Annotated in this window: 18 protein-coding genes; 10 read left to right on the top strand and 8 right to left on the bottom strand. The window is 68.6% G+C overall.

The window, feature by feature from the left end; translation table 11 throughout:
* Position 1: 1 nt before the first annotated feature.
* The 3 genes from AC1Q5A_RS01150 to AC1Q5A_RS01140 form a co-directional block, all read right to left on the bottom strand.
* On the bottom strand, positions 2 to 841 hold the full coding sequence (locus AC1Q5A_RS01150) for a CorC family transporter (RefSeq protein ID WP_492697416.1): 840 nt from the start codon (positions 839 to 841) through the stop codon (positions 2 to 4).
* Positions 842 to 1,659: 818 nt separating this feature from the next.
* The gene (gene ybeY / locus AC1Q5A_RS01145) at positions 1,660 to 2,121 is read right to left on the bottom strand and encodes an rRNA maturation RNase YbeY (protein ID WP_492697413.1); all 462 of its coding nucleotides are present in this window, start codon (positions 2,119 to 2,121) and stop codon (positions 1,660 to 1,662) included.
* Positions 2,118 to 3,098, bottom strand: a complete 981-nt coding sequence (locus AC1Q5A_RS01140) for a PhoH family protein (protein WP_492697411.1) — start codon at positions 3,096 to 3,098, stop codon at positions 2,118 to 2,120. The genes ybeY and AC1Q5A_RS01140 overlap by 4 nt, the downstream gene beginning before the upstream one ends.
* A gap of 103 nt (positions 3,099 to 3,201) precedes the next feature.
* Here AC1Q5A_RS01140 and AC1Q5A_RS01135 point away from each other — a divergent pair, with 103 nt between their 5' ends.
* Genes AC1Q5A_RS01135 through AC1Q5A_RS01120 form a run of 4 tightly spaced genes read left to right on the top strand, consistent with a single transcriptional unit; the run spans position 3,202 to position 6,912 of the window.
* Positions 3,202 to 3,882 (top strand): TetR/AcrR family transcriptional regulator, encoded by a 681-nt coding sequence (locus tag AC1Q5A_RS01135; RefSeq protein ID WP_492697409.1) that lies wholly within the window; start codon positions 3,202 to 3,204, stop codon positions 3,880 to 3,882.
* Positions 3,879 to 4,853: an HlyD family secretion protein gene (locus tag AC1Q5A_RS01130; protein ID WP_492697407.1), complete on the top strand. Its 975-nt coding sequence runs from the start codon at positions 3,879 to 3,881 to the stop codon at positions 4,851 to 4,853. Before AC1Q5A_RS01135 ends, AC1Q5A_RS01130 begins: the two co-directional genes overlap by 4 nt.
* Before the next feature lie 20 nt (positions 4,854 to 4,873).
* On the top strand, positions 4,874 to 5,806 hold the full coding sequence (locus AC1Q5A_RS01125; RefSeq protein WP_492698082.1) for an ABC transporter ATP-binding protein: 933 nt from the start codon (positions 4,874 to 4,876) through the stop codon (positions 5,804 to 5,806).
* Entirely contained in the window at positions 5,803 to 6,912 is a 1,110-nt protein-coding gene (locus AC1Q5A_RS01120) for an ABC transporter permease (RefSeq protein ID WP_492697405.1), read from the top strand. The genes AC1Q5A_RS01125 and AC1Q5A_RS01120 overlap by 4 nt, the downstream gene beginning before the upstream one ends.
* Positions 6,913 to 7,116: 204 nt before the next feature.
* Here AC1Q5A_RS01120 and miaB read toward each other — a convergent pair whose 3' ends face one another.
* Positions 7,117 to 8,508 carry a tRNA (N6-isopentenyl adenosine(37)-C2)-methylthiotransferase MiaB gene (miaB, locus tag AC1Q5A_RS01115; RefSeq protein WP_492697403.1) on the bottom strand — a complete coding sequence of 464 codons (1,392 nt, stop codon included), beginning with the start codon at positions 8,506 to 8,508 and terminating at the stop codon, positions 7,117 to 7,119.
* 228 nt (positions 8,509 to 8,736) lie between these two features.
* Here miaB and AC1Q5A_RS01110 point away from each other — a divergent pair, with 228 nt between their 5' ends.
* Positions 8,737 to 9,876, top strand: coding sequence for a lytic transglycosylase domain-containing protein (locus AC1Q5A_RS01110; protein WP_492697402.1), 1,140 nt, complete (start codon positions 8,737 to 8,739; stop codon positions 9,874 to 9,876).
* Between the two features lie 4 nt (positions 9,877 to 9,880).
* Here the strand turns inward: AC1Q5A_RS01110 and AC1Q5A_RS01105 are convergent, their stop codons facing one another.
* Positions 9,881 to 11,050 carry a S1C family serine protease gene (locus tag AC1Q5A_RS01105; protein ID WP_492697400.1) on the bottom strand — a complete coding sequence of 390 codons (1,170 nt, stop codon included), beginning with the start codon at positions 11,048 to 11,050 and terminating at the stop codon, positions 9,881 to 9,883.
* 165 nt (positions 11,051 to 11,215) lie between these two features.
* Here AC1Q5A_RS01105 and petA point away from each other — a divergent pair, with 165 nt between their 5' ends.
* From petA to AC1Q5A_RS01080, 5 genes are all read left to right on the top strand, one after another.
* Positions 11,216 to 11,821 (top strand): ubiquinol-cytochrome c reductase iron-sulfur subunit, encoded by a 606-nt coding sequence (gene petA, locus AC1Q5A_RS01100; RefSeq protein WP_492697398.1) that lies wholly within the window; start codon positions 11,216 to 11,218, stop codon positions 11,819 to 11,821.
* Positions 11,821 to 13,122: a cytochrome b gene (locus tag AC1Q5A_RS01095; RefSeq protein WP_492697396.1), complete on the top strand. Its 1,302-nt coding sequence runs from the start codon at positions 11,821 to 11,823 to the stop codon at positions 13,120 to 13,122. The genes petA and AC1Q5A_RS01095 overlap by 1 nt, the downstream gene beginning before the upstream one ends.
* Positions 13,123 to 13,135: 13 nt before the next feature.
* Complete coding sequence (locus AC1Q5A_RS01090; protein WP_492697394.1) at positions 13,136 to 13,876, top strand: cytochrome c1; 741 nt, start codon at positions 13,136 to 13,138, stop codon at positions 13,874 to 13,876.
* Positions 13,877 to 13,946: 70 nt separating this feature from the next.
* Complete coding sequence (locus AC1Q5A_RS01085) at positions 13,947 to 14,579, top strand: glutathione S-transferase N-terminal domain-containing protein (protein WP_492697391.1); 633 nt, start codon at positions 13,947 to 13,949, stop codon at positions 14,577 to 14,579.
* Between the two features lie 16 nt (positions 14,580 to 14,595).
* On the top strand, positions 14,596 to 15,024 hold the full coding sequence (locus tag AC1Q5A_RS01080; RefSeq protein WP_492697388.1) for a ClpXP protease specificity-enhancing factor: 429 nt from the start codon (positions 14,596 to 14,598) through the stop codon (positions 15,022 to 15,024).
* A gap of 35 nt (positions 15,025 to 15,059) precedes the next feature.
* Here the strand turns inward: AC1Q5A_RS01080 and AC1Q5A_RS01075 are convergent, their stop codons facing one another.
* From AC1Q5A_RS01075 to AC1Q5A_RS01065, 3 genes are read right to left on the bottom strand one after another with little or no spacing between them, the layout of a single operon-like run.
* Entirely contained in the window at positions 15,060 to 15,464 is a 405-nt protein-coding gene (locus AC1Q5A_RS01075) for a DUF3301 domain-containing protein (RefSeq protein ID WP_492697385.1), read from the bottom strand.
* Between the two features lie 43 nt (positions 15,465 to 15,507).
* Entirely contained in the window at positions 15,508 to 16,365 is an 858-nt protein-coding gene (nadC, locus tag AC1Q5A_RS01070) for a carboxylating nicotinate-nucleotide diphosphorylase (RefSeq protein WP_492697383.1), read from the bottom strand.
* Positions 16,362 to 18,635 (bottom strand): DUF1631 domain-containing protein, encoded by a 2,274-nt coding sequence (locus AC1Q5A_RS01065; protein WP_492697381.1) that lies wholly within the window; start codon positions 18,633 to 18,635, stop codon positions 16,362 to 16,364. The genes nadC and AC1Q5A_RS01065 overlap by 4 nt, the downstream gene beginning before the upstream one ends.
* Positions 18,636 to 18,750 lie beyond the last annotated feature (115 nt).

Raw genomic sequence — 18,750 nt, 5'->3', positions numbered from 1 at the left:
GCTACTGCTTGACCACGCGGAACGCCTGCACGCGACGATCGTCGGCTTCGGTGACGTGGAACAGATAGTCGCCGATGCGGACCTCCTCGCCGGCTTCGGGCAGGTGGCCGAACTCGGCGGTGACCATGCCGCCAACGGTGTCGTATTCCTCGTCGGAGAAATCCGTGCCGGCCTGCTCGTTGAAATCCTCGATCGGGGTCAGCGCGCTGACCAGCCAGTCGCCGCCGGGCTGTTCGTGCATCAGCTCGGGCTCTTCCTCGTCATCGTGCTCGTCGTCGATCTCGCCGACGATCTGCTCCAGCACATCCTCGATGGTGACCAGGCCGGCGACGCCGCCGTATTCGTTGACCACCAGCGCCATGTGGTTGCGGGTCAGACGGAACTCTTCCAGCAGCACGTTCAGCCGCATCGACTCGGGGATCAGCACGGCCGGGCGCAGGATCGCGCGGATGTCGAAGTGCTCGGCGGCGCCGAAGTACTTCAGCAGGTCCTTGGCCAGCAGGATGCCGAGGATCTCGTCCTTGTCGTTGCCGTGCACCGGGAAGCGCGAGTGGCCGGATTCGACCACGGCGGCGAGGATGTCGGGCAGCGGCGACTCGGCCGCCAGCATCACGATCTGCATGCGCGGGACCATCACGTCGTCCACGCTCAGTTCGGTGACCTTGATCGCCCCCTCGACCATGGTGAGGGTGTCCACGGACAGCAGTCCGTTGGTCTGGGCGGAACGCAATTCCTCGATCAGCTCGTCGCGGTTGCGCGGCTCGCCGGAAAACATGTGGCCCAGTCGATCCCACCAGGTTCGGTGGGCCGGGCCGCTGGTACTGCCAGGGTCGTCGCTCATTACTCGTTGGGAATCTGCCCGAAACCGGGCGGAAGGCCGATTCTAGCGGAAATAACGTGACGGTTCAGGGCACAAGCGTGCCGTTGCTCCTCCCCCCGCATGGCTGGGGAGGGAGCCAGGGCGCTCAGGCGGGGGCGGTGCTGTTGCTCCTCCCCCTGCCTGCAGGGGGGGCCGGGAGGGGGTTGCTGCGGGTGGCGGGGAAGGTCAAAAGCGCACCCCACCCCAGCCCTCCCCTGCGTGGCAGGGGAGGGAGCCAGGGCGCTCAGGTGGGGGCGGTGCTGTTGCTCCTCCCCCTGCGTGCAGGGGGAGGCCGGGAGGGGGTTGCTGCGGGTGGCGGGGAAGATCAAAAGCGCACCCCACCCCAGCCCTCCCCTGCGTGGCAGGGGAGGGAGCCAGGGCGCTCAGGCGGGGTCGGTGCTGTTGCTCCTCCCCCTGCGTGCAGGGGGAGGTCGGGAGGGGGTTGCTGCGGGTGGCGGGGAAGATCAAAAGCGCACCCCACCCCAGAGCCCTCCCCTGCATGGCAGGGGAGGGAGCCAGGGCGCTCAGGCGGGTCGGTGCTGTTGCTCCTCCCCCTGCGTGCAGGGGGAGGCCGGGAGGGGGTTGCTGCGGGTGGCAGGGAAGATCAAAAGCGCACCCCACCCCAGCCCTCCCCTGCAGGGCAGGGGAGGGAGTCGGGGCGCTGAGGCGGGGTCGGTGTTTTGCTCCTCCCCCTGCGTGCAGGGGGAGGTTGGGAGGGGGTTGCTGCGGGTGGCGGGGAAGATCAAAAGCGCACCCCACCCCAGCCCTCCCCTGCAGGGCAGGGGAGGGAGCAAGGCACGTCAAGCGTACGGGTCGGCGATGCCCAGGCAGGCCAGGATGCGGGTTTCCAGCGCTTCCATCGCCTCGGCCTCGGCCTGCTCGACGTGGTCGTGGCCGAGCAGGTGCAGCACGCCATGGACGGTCAGATGGGCCCAATGGTCGCGCGGCGCCTTGCCCTGCTCGGCGGCCTCGCGCAGCACCACCGGGGCGCAGATCGCCAGGTCGCCGATCAGCGGCAGCGCCACCCCGGGCGGCAGCTCGGCGGGGAACGACAGCACGTTGGTGGCGTAGTCCTTGCCGCGGTAGTCGCGATTCAGCGCGCGGCCTTCGTCGGCATCGACGATGCGGATCGCCAGCTCGGTGCTCTTGCGCCGCTTCGCGCCGCGCAGCGCCGCCTCGACCCAGCGGCGGAAGCTCGTCGGCGCGGGCAGGCCGGCGCGCGGCACGGCGTAGCCCACGGCGAGCGTCAGCATCGCGCTCATTCGCCGCCCTCGTCCTTCTGTTCGAACGCCTCGTAGGCGCGCACGATCTTCGCCACCAGCGGGTGGCGCACCACGTCGTGCGAGGTGAAGAAGGTGAAGCTGATGCCGCCCACGCCGCGCAGCACCTCGATCGCCTGGCGCAGGCCCGAGCGGGTGTTGCGCGGCAGGTCGACCTGGGTGACGTCGCCGGTGATCACCGCCACCGTGCCGAAGCCGATGCGGGTGAGGAACATCTTCATCTGCTCGACCGTGGTGTTCTGCGCTTCGTCGAGGATCACGTACGAATCGTTCAAGGTGCGCCCGCGCATGTAGGCCAGCGGGGCGATCTCGATCACGTTGCGCTCGATCAGCTTGGCGACCTTCTCGAAGCCGAGCATCTCGTACAACGCGTCGTACAGCGGGCGCAGGTAGGGGTCGACTTTTTGCGACAGGTCGCCGGGCAGGAAGCCCAGCTTCTCGCCGGCCTCGACCGCCGGGCGCACCAGGATCAGCCGCTGCACCCGGTTCGCCTCCAGCGCCTCGACCGCGCTGGCCACCGCCAGGTAGGTCTTGCCGGTGCCGGCCGGGCCCACACCGAAGTTGATGTCGTGGCTGGCGATCGCGTGCAGGTAGCGCGCCTGGTTCGGGCCGCGGCCCTTGATCACGCCGCGCTTGACCTTGATCGCCACTTCCTGGGCGCCTTCGGCGGCCGCCTCGTTGATCGCGTCGATACCGGATTCGGCCAGCTGCAGGTTGATCCGCGCGCCGGTCAGCGCCTCGTCGCCGGTGGCGGCGTACAGCGTGCGCAGCACCTTCTCGGCGGCGCGCGCGGGGGCGTCCTCGCCGATCACCTGGAAGATGCCGCCGCGGTGGTTGATCTCCACGCCGAGGCGCAGCTCGATCTGGCGCAGGTGTTCGTCGAACGGTCCGCACAGGTTGGCGAGGCGGGCGTTGTCTTCGGGATCGAGGGTGAAATCGCGCTGGTTGAGTTCGCTCATAGGGGCGCGAGAGTAGCGCGCCGCTGCCGGAAGAGCCACGACAACGGCTTGCGGCGAGGGCGGCGGCAAGGCGGTTGCATATAATTAATTATTGAATTAATTTATGCGTATGGCTACTCCCAACAAACCGGCAAAACCCGGGCGTCGCGCCGGGCGTCCCAGCGGCGACGACCTGGACCTGCGCGCGCGGCTGCTGGATGTCGCGATCGAGCGGTTTGCGCAGGCGGGGATCGGCGCGACCCCGTTGCGGGCGATCGCCACCGCGGCTGGCGTCACGCCGGCGATGCTGCACTACTACTTCGGCGACAAGGCACGGCTGGTCCGTGCGGTGATCGACGAACGGCTGCTGCCGGTGTTCGTGCCGCTGCGCGCGCAACTGGAGCAGGCTGGCGGCGATCCGATGGCGCTGATCGAAGGCTTCGTGCACGGCATCGGCGTGGTGGTGGCGCGCCATCCGTGGCTGCCGCCGCTGTGGGTGCGCGAGGTGCTGTGCGAGGGCGGCGCGCTGCGTGAGGTGCTGTTTGCCGAGGGCGTGCCCGGCGTGCCGCAGCTGCTGGCCCGGCGCTTCGCGGCGGCGCAGGCAGATGGACGGCTGAATGCCGGCCTGGACCCGCGCCTGCTGGTCGTCTCGCTGGTCGGCCTGACCCTGTTTCCTGCTGCCGGCGCGCCGATCTGGCGGCGCGCCTTCGGTGCCGAAGGGCTGGGGCCCGAGGAGATGTCGCGGCACACGCTCGCGCTGCTGTGTGAGGGCGTCGTTGCCAGGGAACCGGAAGAAACCGCATGAAAATCGCACGCACGATCCGCCGCTTGTCGCCGCTCGTCCTGCTTGCCGTCGCCGGTCTTGCCGGCTGCGGCAAATCGCCGCCGCAGGCGCTGGGCACGCTCGAATACGACCGCATCACGCTGCCGGCACCGGCCGCCGAACGCATCGTGGCGATCGACGTGCGCGAGGGCGAGCAGGTCAAGGCGGGCCAGTCGCTGCTGCAACTGGATCCCGCGCATACCCGCGCCGAGCTCGCCGCGGCACAGGCGCAGGCGCGGCAGCAGCGCGAGGTGTTGGCCGAACTCGAAACCGGGCCACGCCACGAGGACATCGACAAGGCGCGGGCGAACCTCGCCGCGGCACAGGCGCAGGCACGCGAGGCACGTGCCTATTACGCGCGGCTGGCGCCGCTGAAGGGCAACGGTTACGTGGCCGCCGCCGACCTCGACCGCGCCCGCGCCACGGCCGGCAACGCCGATGGCCAGGTGGCCGCGGCGCAGGCCGCGCTGGACGAATTGCGGCACGGCACCCGACCGGAGCAGATCGCGCAGGCCCGGGCCGCGCTGGCGGCCGCGGACGCACAAGCCGGCGCGCAGCAGGTGCTGCTGGGCAAGCTGGCCGTCGTGGCGCCGCGCGCCGGGCGCATCGACAGCCTGCCGTACAAGCTCGGCGACCAGTCGCCGGTCGGCGCGCCGCTGGCGATCCTGCTGGCCGGCGATGCGCCGTACGCGCGCATCTACGTACCGGTGCAGCAACGCGCCGGCGTGCGCGTCGGCGACGCGATCCGGGTCTTCGTGGCCGGCCGCGACCAACCGTATGCCGGCAAGGTGCGGATGATCCGCAGCGAGCCGGATTTCACCCCGTACTACGCGCTGATCGGCGACGACGCGGCGCGGCTGAGCTATCTGGCCGAAGTCGCGCTGGGGGCGGACGCGACGGAACTGCCTGCCGGCCTGCCGGTGCACGCCGAACTCCGCGAGGCCGTGAAGTGACCGTCGCCGACAGCGTGGCGATCCGTGCGCGCGGACTGACCCGGCGCTTCGGCAAGCTGGTCGCGGTGGATCATGTCGATCTCGAAGTGCCGATGAAGCGCGTGTACGGCTTTCTCGGTCCGAACGGCTCGGGCAAATCCACCACCATCCGCATGCTGTGCGGGCTGCTGACGCCGAGCGAGGGCGAGATCGAGGTGCTCGGCCTGCGCATCCCGGCGCAGGCCGACGAGCTGCGCCCGCGCATCGGCTACATGACGCAGAAGTTCTCGCTGTTCGAAGACCTCAGCGTACGCGAGAACCTGGAGTTCCTCGCCGCGATCCAGGGCGTGCCGAAGGCGGCCACGAAACGCCGCATCGACGAGCTGATCGCGCAATACCATTTCGGCGATCGCCAGCAGCAGCTGGCCGGCACCATGAGTGGTGGCCAGAAGCAGCGCCTGGCGCTGGCCTGCGCGGTGATCCACGAGCCGCAGCTGCTGTTCCTCGACGAACCCACCAGCGCGGTCGATCCGGAATCGCGCCGCGATTTCTGGGAAAAGCTCTTTGAGCTGGCCGATGCTGGCACCACGCTGCTGGTCTCCACCCATCTGATGGACGAGGCCGAGCGCTGCCATCGGCTGGCCATCCTCGATAGCGGTGTACTGGTCGCCGACGGCACGCCGCATGAGCTGACCGCGCGGCTGCAAGGGCGCACCTTCACCGTCGAGGCGACGGATCCGCGCCGGGCCCAGCGCACGCTGGTCGACGTGCCTGGCTTGCTTGGCGTGGCCCAGGTCGGCAATACCCTGCGCGTGCTGAGCGCCGACGGCGCCGGTGACGCACCGCAGCGCATGGGGCAGGCGCTGGCCGCCGCGGAGCAGCCGGCGAAGGTCGTCCCCGCGCCGCCGAACCTCGAGGACGTGTTCGTCGCCGCCACGCGCAGCGGCGGTGTCGATCGGGAGCGTGCCGCATGAGCTGGCGCCGGCTGTGGGCGATCGTGGTCAAGGAATTGCGCCAGCTGCGCCGCGACCGCATCACGCTGGCAATGGTGATCGGCATACCGGCGATCCAGCTGGTGCTGTTCGGCTACGCGATCAACACCAACCTGCGCGGGCTCGACGCCGGCATCGCCGACCAGGCCAACACCGCCGGCTCGCGGGCGCTGGTGCTGGACATGCTGGCCACCGGCGTGGTCGCGCCGGTGGCCAGGGCGGATACGCCGGAGGAACTGATGGCGATGATCCGGCGCGGCCGGATCGGCATCGGCATCGTGGTGCCGCCGGATTTCGAGCGACGGCGAATCGACGGCCGCGAGGTGGCGCAGGTGCTGGTCGACGGCAGCGACACGGCGGTGCAGGCCGCTGCCGCGCAACTCGCGCAGACCCCGCTGGACAGCGCCGCGCCGGACATGCGGGCGCCGCTGGCCAGCACGCCGCCGGGCGGCCGGATCAGCGTGGTCGGCTTCTACAACCCGCAGCGGCGCTCGGCGCTCAACATCGTGCCCGGCCTGATCGGGGTGATCCTGACCATGACCATGGTGCTGTTCACCGCCATCGCGGTGGTGCGCGAGCGCGAGCGCGGCAACATGGAACTGCTGATCGCCACGCCGCTGAGCAGCACCGAGCTGATGGTCGGCAAGGTGCTGCCGTACGTGGCGATCGGCCTGGTGCAGACCAGCGTGGTGCTGGCGCTGGGTGTGTGGCTGTTCGACGTGCCCATCCGCGGCAGCCTGCTCGACGTGTACCTGGCGTCGGGGCTGCTGATTCTCGCCAACCTCGCGCTGGGCCTGCTGATCTCCACTCGTGCGCAGTCGCAGTTCCAGGCGATGCAGATGACGTTCTTCGTGTTCCTGCCGTCGATCCTGCTGTCCGGCTTCATGTTCCCGTTCGCCGGCATGCCGAAGTCGGTGCAGTGGTTCGCCGAGGCGCTGCCGCTGACGCATTTCCTGCGCCTGATCCGCGGCGTGATGCTGCGCGGCGCCGGTCTGCGGGAGATGTGGGGCGAGGTGCTGGCGCTGGCCGCGTTCACCCTGCTGATGATGGCGCTGGCGATCCTGCGTTTCCGCAAGCGGCTGGATTGAGCGAAGAGCGACCCCACCCCAACCCTCCCCTGCACGCAGGGGAGGGAGCACATCTCGAGCGGCTTTTGCTCCCCCCCTGCTTGCGACCGAAGGAAGCTTCGCAGGGTGGGCACTGCCCGCCGCTCTGCCTCACGCTGCTTCGTGCGTTCCGGGCGAGAGCTGGCGGGCAGTGCCCGCCCTACGCGCGGGGAGAGCTGGCGACCTTCAAACAGCGACTTCGTCGGCCGCCTTCACCCGCCCGCGCAGCGAGTTGCTCATCGCATCGGTGATCACCACGTCGACGAACTGGCCGATCAGGCGCGGGTGGCCGGCGAAGTTCACGTAGCGCATGTTCTCGGTGCGGCCGCTCAGTTCATCCGGGTTGCGCGTGCTGGGCTTTTCCACCAGCACGCGCTGCACGGTGCCGACCATCGCCTGGTTGATCTTCCGCGCGTTGGCGTTGATCGCGGCCTGCAGCCGTTCGAGGCGCTGGTGCTTCACCGCCATCGGCGTGTCGTCGGCAAGGTTCGCCGCCGGCGTGCCGGGGCGCGCGGAGAAGATGAAGGAGAAGCTCTGGTCGAAGCCGACGTCGTCGATCAGCTTCATGGTCTTGCCGAAATCCTCGTCGGTCTCGCCGGGGAAGCCCACGATGAAGTCGGACGACACGCAGATGTCCGGCCGCACCGCGCGCAGCTTGCGGATCTTCTGCTTGAACTCCAGCGCGGTGTAGCCGCGCTTCATCGCGCCGAGGATGCGGTCGGAGCCGGCCTGCACCGGCAGGTGCAGGTAGTTCGCCAGCTGTGGCACGTTGGCGTAGGCCTCGATCAGCGAGTCGGAGAACTCCAGCGGATGCGAGGTGGTGAAGCGGATCCGGCCGATGCCGTCGATCTGCGCGATCGCGTGGATCAGCACGGCGAGGTCGGCATAACCACCGTCGCGACTCGCACCGAGGTGCGAGTCGGCACCGTCGTGGGTGGGGCCGCGATAGGCGTTGACGTTCTGGCCGAGCAGGTTGACCTCGCGCACGCCCTGCGCGGCGAGCCGGGCGACTTCCACCAGCACGTCGTCGAACGGCCGGCTGATCTCCTCGCCGCGGGTGTAGGGCACCACGCAGTACGAGCAGTACTTGGAGCAGCCTTCCATGATCGAGACGAAGGCGGTCGGGCCCTCGGCGCGCGGCTCGGGCAGGCGGTCGAACTTCTCGATCTCGGGGAAGGAGATGTCCACCTGCGGCTTGCCGGTCTCGCGCTGCTTCTCGATCAGTTCGGGCAGGCGATGCAGGGTCTGCGGGCCGAACACCAGGTCCACGTAGGGCGCGCGCTTGACGATCGCCGCGCCTTCCTGCGAGGCCACGCAGCCGCCAACTCCGATGAGTACCGGCTTGCCGTCCTTCTTGTACTGTTTCCAGCGGCCGAGCTGGCTGAACACCTTCTCCTGCGCCTTCTCGCGGATCGAGCAGGTGTTGATCAGGATCACGTCCGCCTCGGACTCGTCCTGGGTCAGCTCCAGCCCGTGCGAGGCCTTGAGCACGTCGGCCATCTTGGCCGAGTCGTACTCGTTCATCTGGCAGCCGTGGGTCTTGATGAAAAGTTTGTGGAGAGCTGGTTTGCCGCTCATGGGCGTGGGGTACCGTGATTCGTGAAGTCGGACGCGCCATCCGATGGACCGCGCAGTCTACCCCCGGGCAGGCCGCTTCGCCAGCAATTCGACATGGCGGATCAATCACTTGCGGAAACAGGGCAGCCGGGGCACCGTTTCCGGTCGTGACTGCCCGGAACGTCGCATGGCGCACGGAATCGCCGGTTCGCACTTGGCGCTGGCGGCGGCTGGCGGCACACTGCGCCCATGTTCGGCGTCGCAAGCCATGGGGGAAGCGTCGATCGGCCTGCCGGGGGCTTCCCATTGCATTCGATCCTTTGCGGGATCGCGTTCGGCTGCGCGCTGTGGTGGTCGCCGGCGGGAGCGGGCACGCTGTACCAGTGCACCGGTTCCAGCGGCGAGGCGGTCTTCAGCAGCAGCAAGACCGGCTACCAGGGTTGCAGGGCGATCAGCGGCTACGCCGCGTCTGCGTCACGGCGTCGGCCACCACCGCGGGCGTCGCTGGGCAAGGTGGCCGGCTCGGCCGAAACCACAGCGCACAGCCTTGCGGCGGACGGCACCGGAACGACCTCGCTGACCGGCGTGCGCGGGACGGTCGAAACCAGCGCCAGGCGCATCGGCGGGATGCCGGCGGAACAGACCTCGCTGGCGGCCGTGCAGGGCTTGGCCATGACCGGCGCGAAGCCCCCGGCCACGCCTGCCGGCAAGCCCGGCCAGTGGAATTATCGCGAATCGCAGGCGGCCGCAGCGCCGGCCGCACCGGTGGCGGACGCGGTGGCCGACAGGGTCCTGCGCGGCGCGGTTTACCGCATCGTGCGTGCGGACGGCGGCGTGGAATACACCAACCTGCCACCGGTCGGCGGCAAGGGCCGCGCGGTGACCATGCTGTTCACCTATATCGCCACCTGTGTCGCGTGCAACCTGCATTCGCCGATCCACTGGGGCAGCGTGCCGCTCAACCTCACCGCGTATGCCGACGCCATCCGCGCCGCCAGCATCGAGTATGGCGTCGACGAGGCGTTCCTGCGCGCGATCATCCACGCCGAGAGTGCGTTCAACCCGCGCGCGCTGTCGCTCAAGGGCGCGCAGGGTCTGATGCAGCTGATGCCCGGCACGGCCAGCGACATGGGCGTACTGGATGCGTTCAACAGCGAGCAGAACATCCGCGGCGGCGCGCGCTACCTGGGCCTGCTGCTGCGCAATTTCGACGGCAACGAGCGGCTTGCCGCCGCCGCCTACAACGCCGGCGCCGGCGCGGTGCAGCGCTACCGGGGCGTGCCGCCCTACGCCGAGACCCGGGTCTACGTGGAGCGGGTGGATACCCTGCGCAAGCGCTACGGTACGGCGATCCATCCACCGCTGACGGCGGCGCGCGGGCCGGGTTGATCCGTCAGCCGTCCGGCATGCCGTCGGCGCTCATCGCCGGGCGCTGGACCAGGGTGGCCTCGAGATGGAACGGGTTGCCGTTGCGCAGGCCCGAGATCTCCACCTTGCTGCCGGGCTTGAGCGCGGCCTCGTGTCGGCGCAGGTCGGTCGGGTCGAGGATGTCCTCGCTGCCGATGCGCAGCAGGATGTCGCGCGGCCGGATGCCGGCCAGTGCGGCCGGGCTGCCGGGATAGACCGCGGTGACCAGGGCGCCGCGCGCCGCCGCGGGCAGGCCGCTGTTGGCGGCCACCGGCACGAACGCGTAGTCGGCGCCGAGCCAGCCGCGCACCACGTGGCCGGTGGCGATGATCTGGTCCAGCACCTTCTTGGCCGTGGTCACCGGGATCGCGAAGCCGATGCCCTCGGCGCCGGCGGCCTTGCCGATCAGCAGGGTGTTGATGCCGACCAGTTCGCCCTCGGCGTTGACCAGGGCTCCGCCGGAATTGCCCAGGTTGATGGCAGCGTCGGTCTGGATGAAGTCCTCCGCGCTGGAGCCGTTCAACTGGCGGCCGATCGCGCTGACGATGCCCATGGTGACGGTCTGGTTGAGGCCGAGCGGGTTGCCGATCGCCAGCACCACGTCGCCGGGCCGCAGCGGCTGCCCGGCGATGCGGATCACCGGCAGGTTGCTGGCGTCGATCTTCAGCACCGCCAGGTCGGATTCCTCGTCCGCGCCGACCAGGCTGGCCTTGGCGATGCGACCGTCGTACAGCAGCACCTGGATGTCGGCGGCATGCGCGATCACGTGGTTGTTGGTCAACACGTAACCCTGCCCTCCGGCGCTGACGATGACGCCGGAACCGAGGGTCTGCTCGCGGTGCTGGAAGGTGGTGGGCTGGCCGCCGAACAGCTGCTGCAACACCGGGTTGTCGTACATCCGCACGGCCTGTTCGGTGACGATCTTGTTGGCGTAGATGTTGACCACCGAGGGTGCCGCGGCCGCCACGGCATCGGCGTAGGATACGGGGCCGCCCGCGCTGCGGGGCTGGCTGGCCGGCGCGGGCGCCGTCAGGCCGAAGCGCGCGCGCAGGCGCTCGCCGCTGCCGGGCCAGAACAGGCCGACCACGAATGCCATCGCCAGGCCGAGGATGGCGAAGCGGGCGATGAAGAGGAGGGTGCCGGCGGCATGTCTCATGTCGTGAATGGGGAGTCCGGCGGGTCGTGGCGAATGTGGCGGCAGGCGGGGCCCGTCGCGATGCGGTTGATTGTACGGGGCAGGGGCTGACGCTACACTAACGCGATTTTTGCAGGCACCAAAAGCCTGTGTCTCAATGGCAAGCTAAGTAATCCGGAGAGCCTGATGGCGAACGAAGTCGTCGATCACGGCCGCCGCCGTTTCCTGACAGCGACCACCGCGGTGGTTGGTGGCATCGGAATCGTGTCGGCAGCCGTGCCCTTCATCAAGTCGTGGGAACCCAGCGCGCGTGCCAAGGCCGCTGGTGCTCCGGTTACCCAGTCGCTGGCCAAGATCGAGGCGGGGCAATTGCTCATCGTCTCGTGGCGCAGCCTGCCGGTGTTCGTGCTCAACCGCACGGCGGCGCAGCTGGCCACGCTGCCCCAGGTCGACTCGCGCCTGGTGGATCCCAAGTCCAGCGGCGTCTCCGCCGACCAGCAGCCGAAGTACGCACAGAACGAGTCCCGCTCGATCAAGCCGGAATGGCTGGTGATCGTGGGCATCTGCACGCACCTGGGCTGCGTGCCCGACTTCGTGCCGGAGATCAAGCCCGAGCCGTTCGACCCGGAATGGAAGGGCGGTTTCTACTGCCCCTGCCACAAGTCGCGCTATGACCTGGCCGGCCGGGTCTTCAACGGCGTTCCGGCGCCGAAGAACCTGCAGGTGCCGCCGTACCACTTCATCGACGACAGCACCATCCAGATTGGCGTGGATCCGAAGGAGGCTGGCTAATGGCCAACGTATTCACGAGCATCGGCGATTGGGTCAACGAGCGTGCGCCCGGCATGATGCCGATGTACCGCAAGCACATGACCGAGTACTACGCGCCGAAGAATTTCAACCTCTGGTACTACTTCGGTTCGCTGGCGCTGCTGGTGCTGGTCAACCAGATCGTCACCGGCATCTTCCTCACCATGAACTACAACCCGAGCGCGGCGGGAGCCTTCGCCTCGGTCGAGTACATCATGCGTGACGTGGAGTGGGGCTGGCTGATCCGCTACATGCACTCCACCGGCGCTTCGCTGTTCTTCGTGGTGGTGTTCCTGCACATGTTCCGCGGCATCATGTACGGCTCGTACAAGAAGCCGCGCGAGCTGGTGTGGCTGCTCGGCATGCTGATCTTCCTGGTGCTGATGGCCGAGGCGTTCATGGGCTACGTGCTGCCGTGGGGCAACATGTCGTTCTGGGGCGCCAAGGTGATCATCTCGCTGTTCGGCACGATCCCCTACATCGGCGGCGACCTGGTCCAGTGGATCATGGGCGACTTCCTGCCGGCCGACGCCACGCTCAACCGCTTCTTCGCGCTGCACGTGGTCGCGCTGCCGATCGTGCTGCTGCTGCTGGTGGTGCTGCATCTGGCCGCGCTGCACGAGGTGGGCTCGAACAACCCCGACGGCGTGGAGATCAAGAAGGGTCCCAAGGGCAACCGCTGGGACGCGTTGAAGCCGACCGACGGCATCCCGTTCCACCCGTACTACACGGTGAAGGACCTGGTCGGCGTGGGCTTCTTCCTGCTGATCGCCGCCTTCATCATCTTCTTCGCGCCGACCTTCGGCGGCTGGTTCCTGGAGCACGACAACTTCATCCCGGCGAACAACCTGGCGACGCCGTCGCACATCAAGCCGGTGTGGTACTTCACCCCGTTCTACGCGATCCTGCGCATGATCCCGTCGCTGTTCGGCACCGCGGTCTGGGGCGTGCTGGGCATGTTCGGCGCGATCGCGCTGCTGTTCCTGCTGCCGTGGCTCGACCGTGGCCAGGTGAAGTCGATACGCTACCGCGGCACCGGCTTCAAGGTGGCGCTGGGCCTGTTCGTGGTGGCGTACATCATGCTGGGCGCGGTCGGTGCGGGCGTCACCGCCGAAGTGATCCCGGCCTGGTTCGGCAACGTGGACGTGACGTTCTGGGAGAACCTGTTCGGCCGCGTGATGACGCTTGTCTACTTCGGGTTCTTCGCATTCCTTTGGGCCTACACATACTACGGCTGGGAAAAGACCAAGCCGGTTCCGGAACGGGTGACGACGCATGACTAAGCGGCAGCTGCTAATGAAGCGATACATCTTCCCGGTGGCGCTGGCGCTCGGCCTGGTCGTCGGCAGCGTGCCGGCGCAGGCGTCGGAAGGCGGCGCCCTGCCCAGTGCCGGCACCAACGTGCAGGACCAGGCCTCGCTGCAGCGTGGCGCCAAGCTGTTCTTCAACTACTGCGTCGGCTGCCATTCGCTGAAGTACATGCGTTACGAGCGGATCGCCACGGACCTGGGCCTGTCCGAGCAGGAGGTGATGCAGAACCTCAACTTCACCGGCGCCAAGTTCGGCGAGACCGTGGTCTCGCATATGCCGCAGGATGCGGCCGCGAAGTGGTTCGGCAAGGCTCCGCCGGACCTCTCGCTGGAAGTGCGTTCCAAGGGCGCCGACTGGGTCAACGCCTACCTCAATTCGTTCTATCTGGACCCGAGCCGCCCGGTGGGCTGGAACAACACGGTGTTCCCGAACGCGTCGATGCCGTTCCCGCTGTGGGAGCTGCAAGGCCTGCAGACGGCGGAGATGAAGCCGGCCAAGGCCGGCGAGGACCCGGCGGTGGAGAAGCTGGTGCTGTCGCAGCCGGGCAAGCTGACCCCGGCGCAGTTCCAGCAGGCCACCCGCGACCTGACCAGCTTCCTGGAGTACGCTTCCGAACCGGCCGCGCTGCAGCGCCACCATTACGGCATCTGGGTGCTGCTGTTCCTGGCGTTTTTCACCTTCCTGGCTGCCATGCTGAAGAAGGAATACTGGAAAGACGTCCACTGAGTACGGATGGCACCAACCGACCGCGGCGGCCACGAGCCGCCGCGGTCGTATCAACGATGGGGAGTCGCGCATGGTCCCAAGCGCTCGTTCGCGTACTGTATTGACGCTCTACACCACGGCCGACGATGTGCAATGCCATCGCGCACGGCTGGTGCTGGCCGCCAAGGGGGTCAGTTACGAACGGGTGCTGGTGGATCCGGCCAGGCCGCCGGAGGACCTGGTCGATCTCAACCCCTACGCCAGCACGCCGACCCTGGTGGACCGCGACCTGACCCTGTTCGACACCTCGGTGGTCTGCGAATACCTCGACGAACGCTATCCGCATCCGCCGCTGATGCCGATCGACCCGCAATCGCGCGCGCGCCTGCGGGTGGCCGCGGTGCGCATCGAGAAGGACTGGCTCACCGAGGTGGACACCATCCGCGCCGGCGGCCGCCCGGCGGACGCCGCGCGCAAGCGCCTGCGCGGGCACCTGCTGTCCGCCGTGCCGCTGTTCAAGGCTGCCCGGTTCTTCCTCAATCCCGAGATGAGCCTGGCCGACTGCCTGGTGGCACCGGTGATCTGGCGGTTGCCGTGGCTGGGCGTGGAACTGGGGCGCGAAGGCAAGCCGATCGTCGACTACGGCGAGCGTTTGTTCCACAGTCAGGGTTTTGCGCGCAGCATGACCGACCAGGAAAAGGCGATGCGGCAGATCCATGAGTAAGAATGAAGTTGCACCGATGAGCTCCAACCGTCCGTACCTGCTGCGGGCGATCTACGACTGGATCAGCGACAACGACCTGACTCCGTACGTACTGGTCGACGCCGGTTTCGCCGGGGTGAGGGTACCGCCGCAGGTGGTCAAGAACGGCCAGGTGGTGCTCAATCTGGCCGCGCGCGCGGTGGCCAGCCTCGACCTCGGCAACGAGTGGATCAGCTTCCAGGCACGCTTTTCCGGCGTCAGCCAGGCGATCCAGATTCCGGTGCGCGCCGTGCTGGCGCTGTATGCGCAGGAAAACGGCCAGGGCATGATGTTTCCTGCCGAAGAGGAAGGTGGCGATACGCCGCCGTCCGCGCCCGAGCCGGACGACACTCCGCCGGCGGCGGATGACGATGCCGGCAGCGACAAGCCGAAACGCAGCGCGCCGCATCTGCGGGTGGTCAAGTAGGGGCGCGGCGGCGATACGCCGCGCAAGCCCTGTGGTCAGTTCAGGCGCTGATCCGAGCGCGTGCGCGGGCGCAGCGGCACCACGTTGCTGGCCGGCGCGAGGGGGTGCGCCGCGGCTTCTCCGTGCGGCAGCAGTTCGATCGTGGGCAGGCTGAGGCTGCTCAGCGTGCCATCGACCATCCACAACCGCCCCGGCTCGCGGTCGTGGCCGTCGATGCTGACCTCGAAGCCGTAGCATCGCTCGATCCGGCGCCGGCCGCCGATCCGGCGCAGGCGCAGTCCGCGCAGGCCGACGGTCTCGTCGAGCAGTTGCAGGCCGTGCTGCTGGCACTGCCGCCGCGCTTCCTGCATGGCGCGCTCGCGCGCCACGCTGAGCCTCAGCCACAGCGCCACGACGGCGCCGAGCGCCAGCAACAGCAGAAGGTCGGAGAGATCGCTCATGCCTGCAGTGTGCGGGCGTGGTTGGCCCGGTGCAAGCCGCGGTTCAGTCCAGCCGCAGGCGCAGCGACAGGTCCACCGCCCGCAGGTGCTTGGTCAGTGCGCCGACCGAAATGAAGTCGACGCCGGTGCGGGCGAATTCGCCGATCGTGCGCAGGTCGACATTGCCCGAGGCCTCCAGCGGCACGCGCCCGGCTGTGCGCCGCACCGCCTCGACCATCGTCGCCAATTCGAAGTTGTCCAGCATGATGCGGTCCACGCCGGCCTGCAGCGCCTGCTCCAGTTCGTCCAGGTTCTCCACCTCGACCTCGAGCGGCAGTTCCGGGTGGAGCCGGCGGGCGGCTTGCACCGCTGCGGCGATGCCGCCGGCGGCGATGATGTGGTTTTCCTTGATCAGGATCGCGTCGTACAGGCCCATGCGCTGGTTGTGGCCGCCACCGCAGCGCACCGCGTACTTCTGCGCCAGGCGCAGGCCGGGAATGGTCTTGCGGGTATCCAGCACGCGTACCGCGGTGCCGGCGACGGCGGCAACGTACCCGGCGGTCGCGGTGGCGGTGGCGGACAGCAGCTGCAGGAAATTCAGCGCCGAGCGTTCCGCGGTGACCAGTGGGCGGGCATGGCCGGACAGGCGGCAGATCACCGAGCCGGGCGTGACGCGATCGCCGTCGCGCACCTGCCAGTCGATATGCACGGCCGGATCGAGCCGGCGGAAGCAGGCATCGAACCAGGCCGTGCCGGCGATCACCGCCGCGTCGCGGCAGGTCAGTGCGGCTTGCGCGCGGGCGTCGGCCGGCAGCAGGCCGGCAGTGGCGTCGCCCTGGCCGAGATCCTCGGCGAGGGCGTGTTCGACATCGGCGGCGATCTGCGCGGCATCCGGCAGCGAGAACGACGGGGCGGCAATCATTCGGCGGCGGTACCTTCGGGCGGCGTCGCGTCGGGCTGGCTCAGCTTGCCGACGATCGCCGTCATTGCCCGGTCGAACAGGGCGTTGCCGGCAAGTATGCGGGCCTGGCCGTTGGTGAGCAGCACGGTCAGTTCCCGCGGCGAGTAGTCGGCCACCTTCAGGCCGCGCCGGTTGACGAACAGGTAGCGTCCGCTCATCGGGCTGATCCACGACAGCTTGGCCCGGGTCATCGCCTCGTCGGGCATGCAGAATTCCAGCCAGGAGCCCTGTTGCAGCGCCTGTACCTGGTGCCACTCGGGGCTGTCCAGCGGCACTTCGACAACCTCCCCGTCGATACCGTCGTCATCCGCCGGGGTGTCCTGGCTGATGACCGGCTGGATGCTGTCGGGAATGGACAGCATGGCGGCAGCGTCTTCGGTACCGGTTGCCTCGACCGTCGCCGGTGCCTCGCCGAGCTGCTGGCGGTAGTACGCGTGCAACTGGCCGAGCAGGCGTTCGATATCCTGTTCCTGGAAGGCCACGTTGGCCAGGCCGTGGTGCAGCGCGTGCTCGATCCCGGGTAGCATCTGGCGCAGTGCCTGCCGGCTTTCCGGGGTGGTTGCCGGCCGGGTGCTGGCGATGAACTCGTCGACGAAGCGCAGCGCGCCCTTGAACTCGGGCGAGCCCTCGCCCTGGCGCAGCAGGGTCAGCACCAGATGGTTGGCCCAGGCCCGCGCCAGCACGCCGTGCATCAGCGGCGGCAGCTTGTGCCCGCCGATGCGGTCGAGGATCTCGCGGGCGGCCCGGCGACGCGCCTGCTCCAGCTTCTCGCGGCCGCGGGTGGATTCGGCGACGCGTTGTTCGGCCAGTTCGGAGCGGCGCTTGTTGAGGTCCTGGAACTGCTGCAGGTCGAGCAGCAGGCGCTCGAAGATGCTCATGTCATCGTCGAAATCGTGCAGCAGCTGGTCGACGATCGACTTGATCTTCTCGTGCAGGCGATGATCGCGATCGGACTCCTCGGACCAGCCCTTGGCCTGCTCGGCCAGGCCGTCCAGCAGCCGGCGGGCGGGGTGCTGGCGGTGTGCGAACAGCTTGCGATCGAGGATCGCCGCCTTGAGGTAGGGGATCTGCAGCCGCGCCAGCATGACCTGCATGGCGACCGGCAGGTTGCGGTCCTCCAGAATGAACTCGAACAGCATGCCGACCAGGTCGATGGTGTCCTCGTCGATGTTGGCGACGTGGCCGGGCTTCTCGCCGCGCAGGGCGCCGATCTGGGCCAGCAGCTGACCCTTCAGTTGCATCACCTCGCGGCTCAGGGCGGCGGCGTTGCCAGGCTCCGCGTAGGGCCGCGGGCCGGCGCTGACGATCTGGCTCTGCAGCACGCTGAGTGCGCCGAGCAATTCGTTCGCCGACGGCAGCGGGCCGGTCGGTACCATGTGGACGCTGGCGGGGGCAGGATCGCGGCGCGCGCTGAACAGCGCGTGCAGGGTCTGCAGCAGGTCGCTGGGGATCTCGTTGGCTTCCTCGCCGGCCGCGGCTGCGGCCTGGGCCGGGTCGCTGCTGCCGGCGGCCTTTGCGTTGCTGCGCGAGGCCTCGTGACGCAGCTGTGGCAGCACGCCGGCGCGTGCCAGCTCGGTGTTGATGTCCTGGTAGAGGTCTTCCAGCGACGACAGCACGTAGCGGTCGAACAGCTTGTAGATGATCAGCTTGACTCGCATGTCCGCGCTGAGTTCGTGCAGCGCGTGGCGGAAGGTCTGGGTCAACCCCTCCGGGGCCACCGGGTTGCCGGAGTCCTCGATCTTGTGGCCGCCGCAGATTACCGACAGCCGCTGGTTGACCGCGAACAGGTCACGCGACAGCCGCGACTCGTGCTTGCCGGTCATGCTGGTGATTGCCAGCGATTCCTCCAGCTCGTTGTCCGCCACCAGCGTCAGTTCGACCGCGCCCGACGGTGTCGACACGCCTGCGTCGACCGGCCGTTGCTGCGGATGGGCCAGTTCACCGAGGTCGCGATTGACCCGGCTCAGGAAGCTGCGCTCCACGGCGGGGCGGCGCTTGCGCACTTCGCGCATGCCGTCGAAGTAGTGCATCTGCGCGGCGTTGTTCTCGGCCTTCTCGGCCAGGTCGAACAGGGCATCGTCGACGTGCTCGAAAGTATTGCCGATCGACTGCTGCAGCCGCTTGCCGGCGATGTTGCGCACGGCGTTGAGCAACTCGCCGACGCGTTCGGCGGTGGGGTCCAGGCGCTGGCTCAAATTGATGACTTTGGATGGATCACTGGCTTCGTTCATCGCCGACCCCCTGAAACATTGCGGTGCACAGCCCGATCCGGCGCTGGCTGGGCAGGCATCGACGATAAGCCAAGGCGGGTATGCGTGTCACGCCTCTGCGGCCGTCGACGCGACA

It is taken from the genome of Rhodanobacter sp. GW835-FHT13D09 (assembly GCF_058793995.1).
This window is presented reverse-complemented; position numbering and strand designations above follow the sequence as displayed.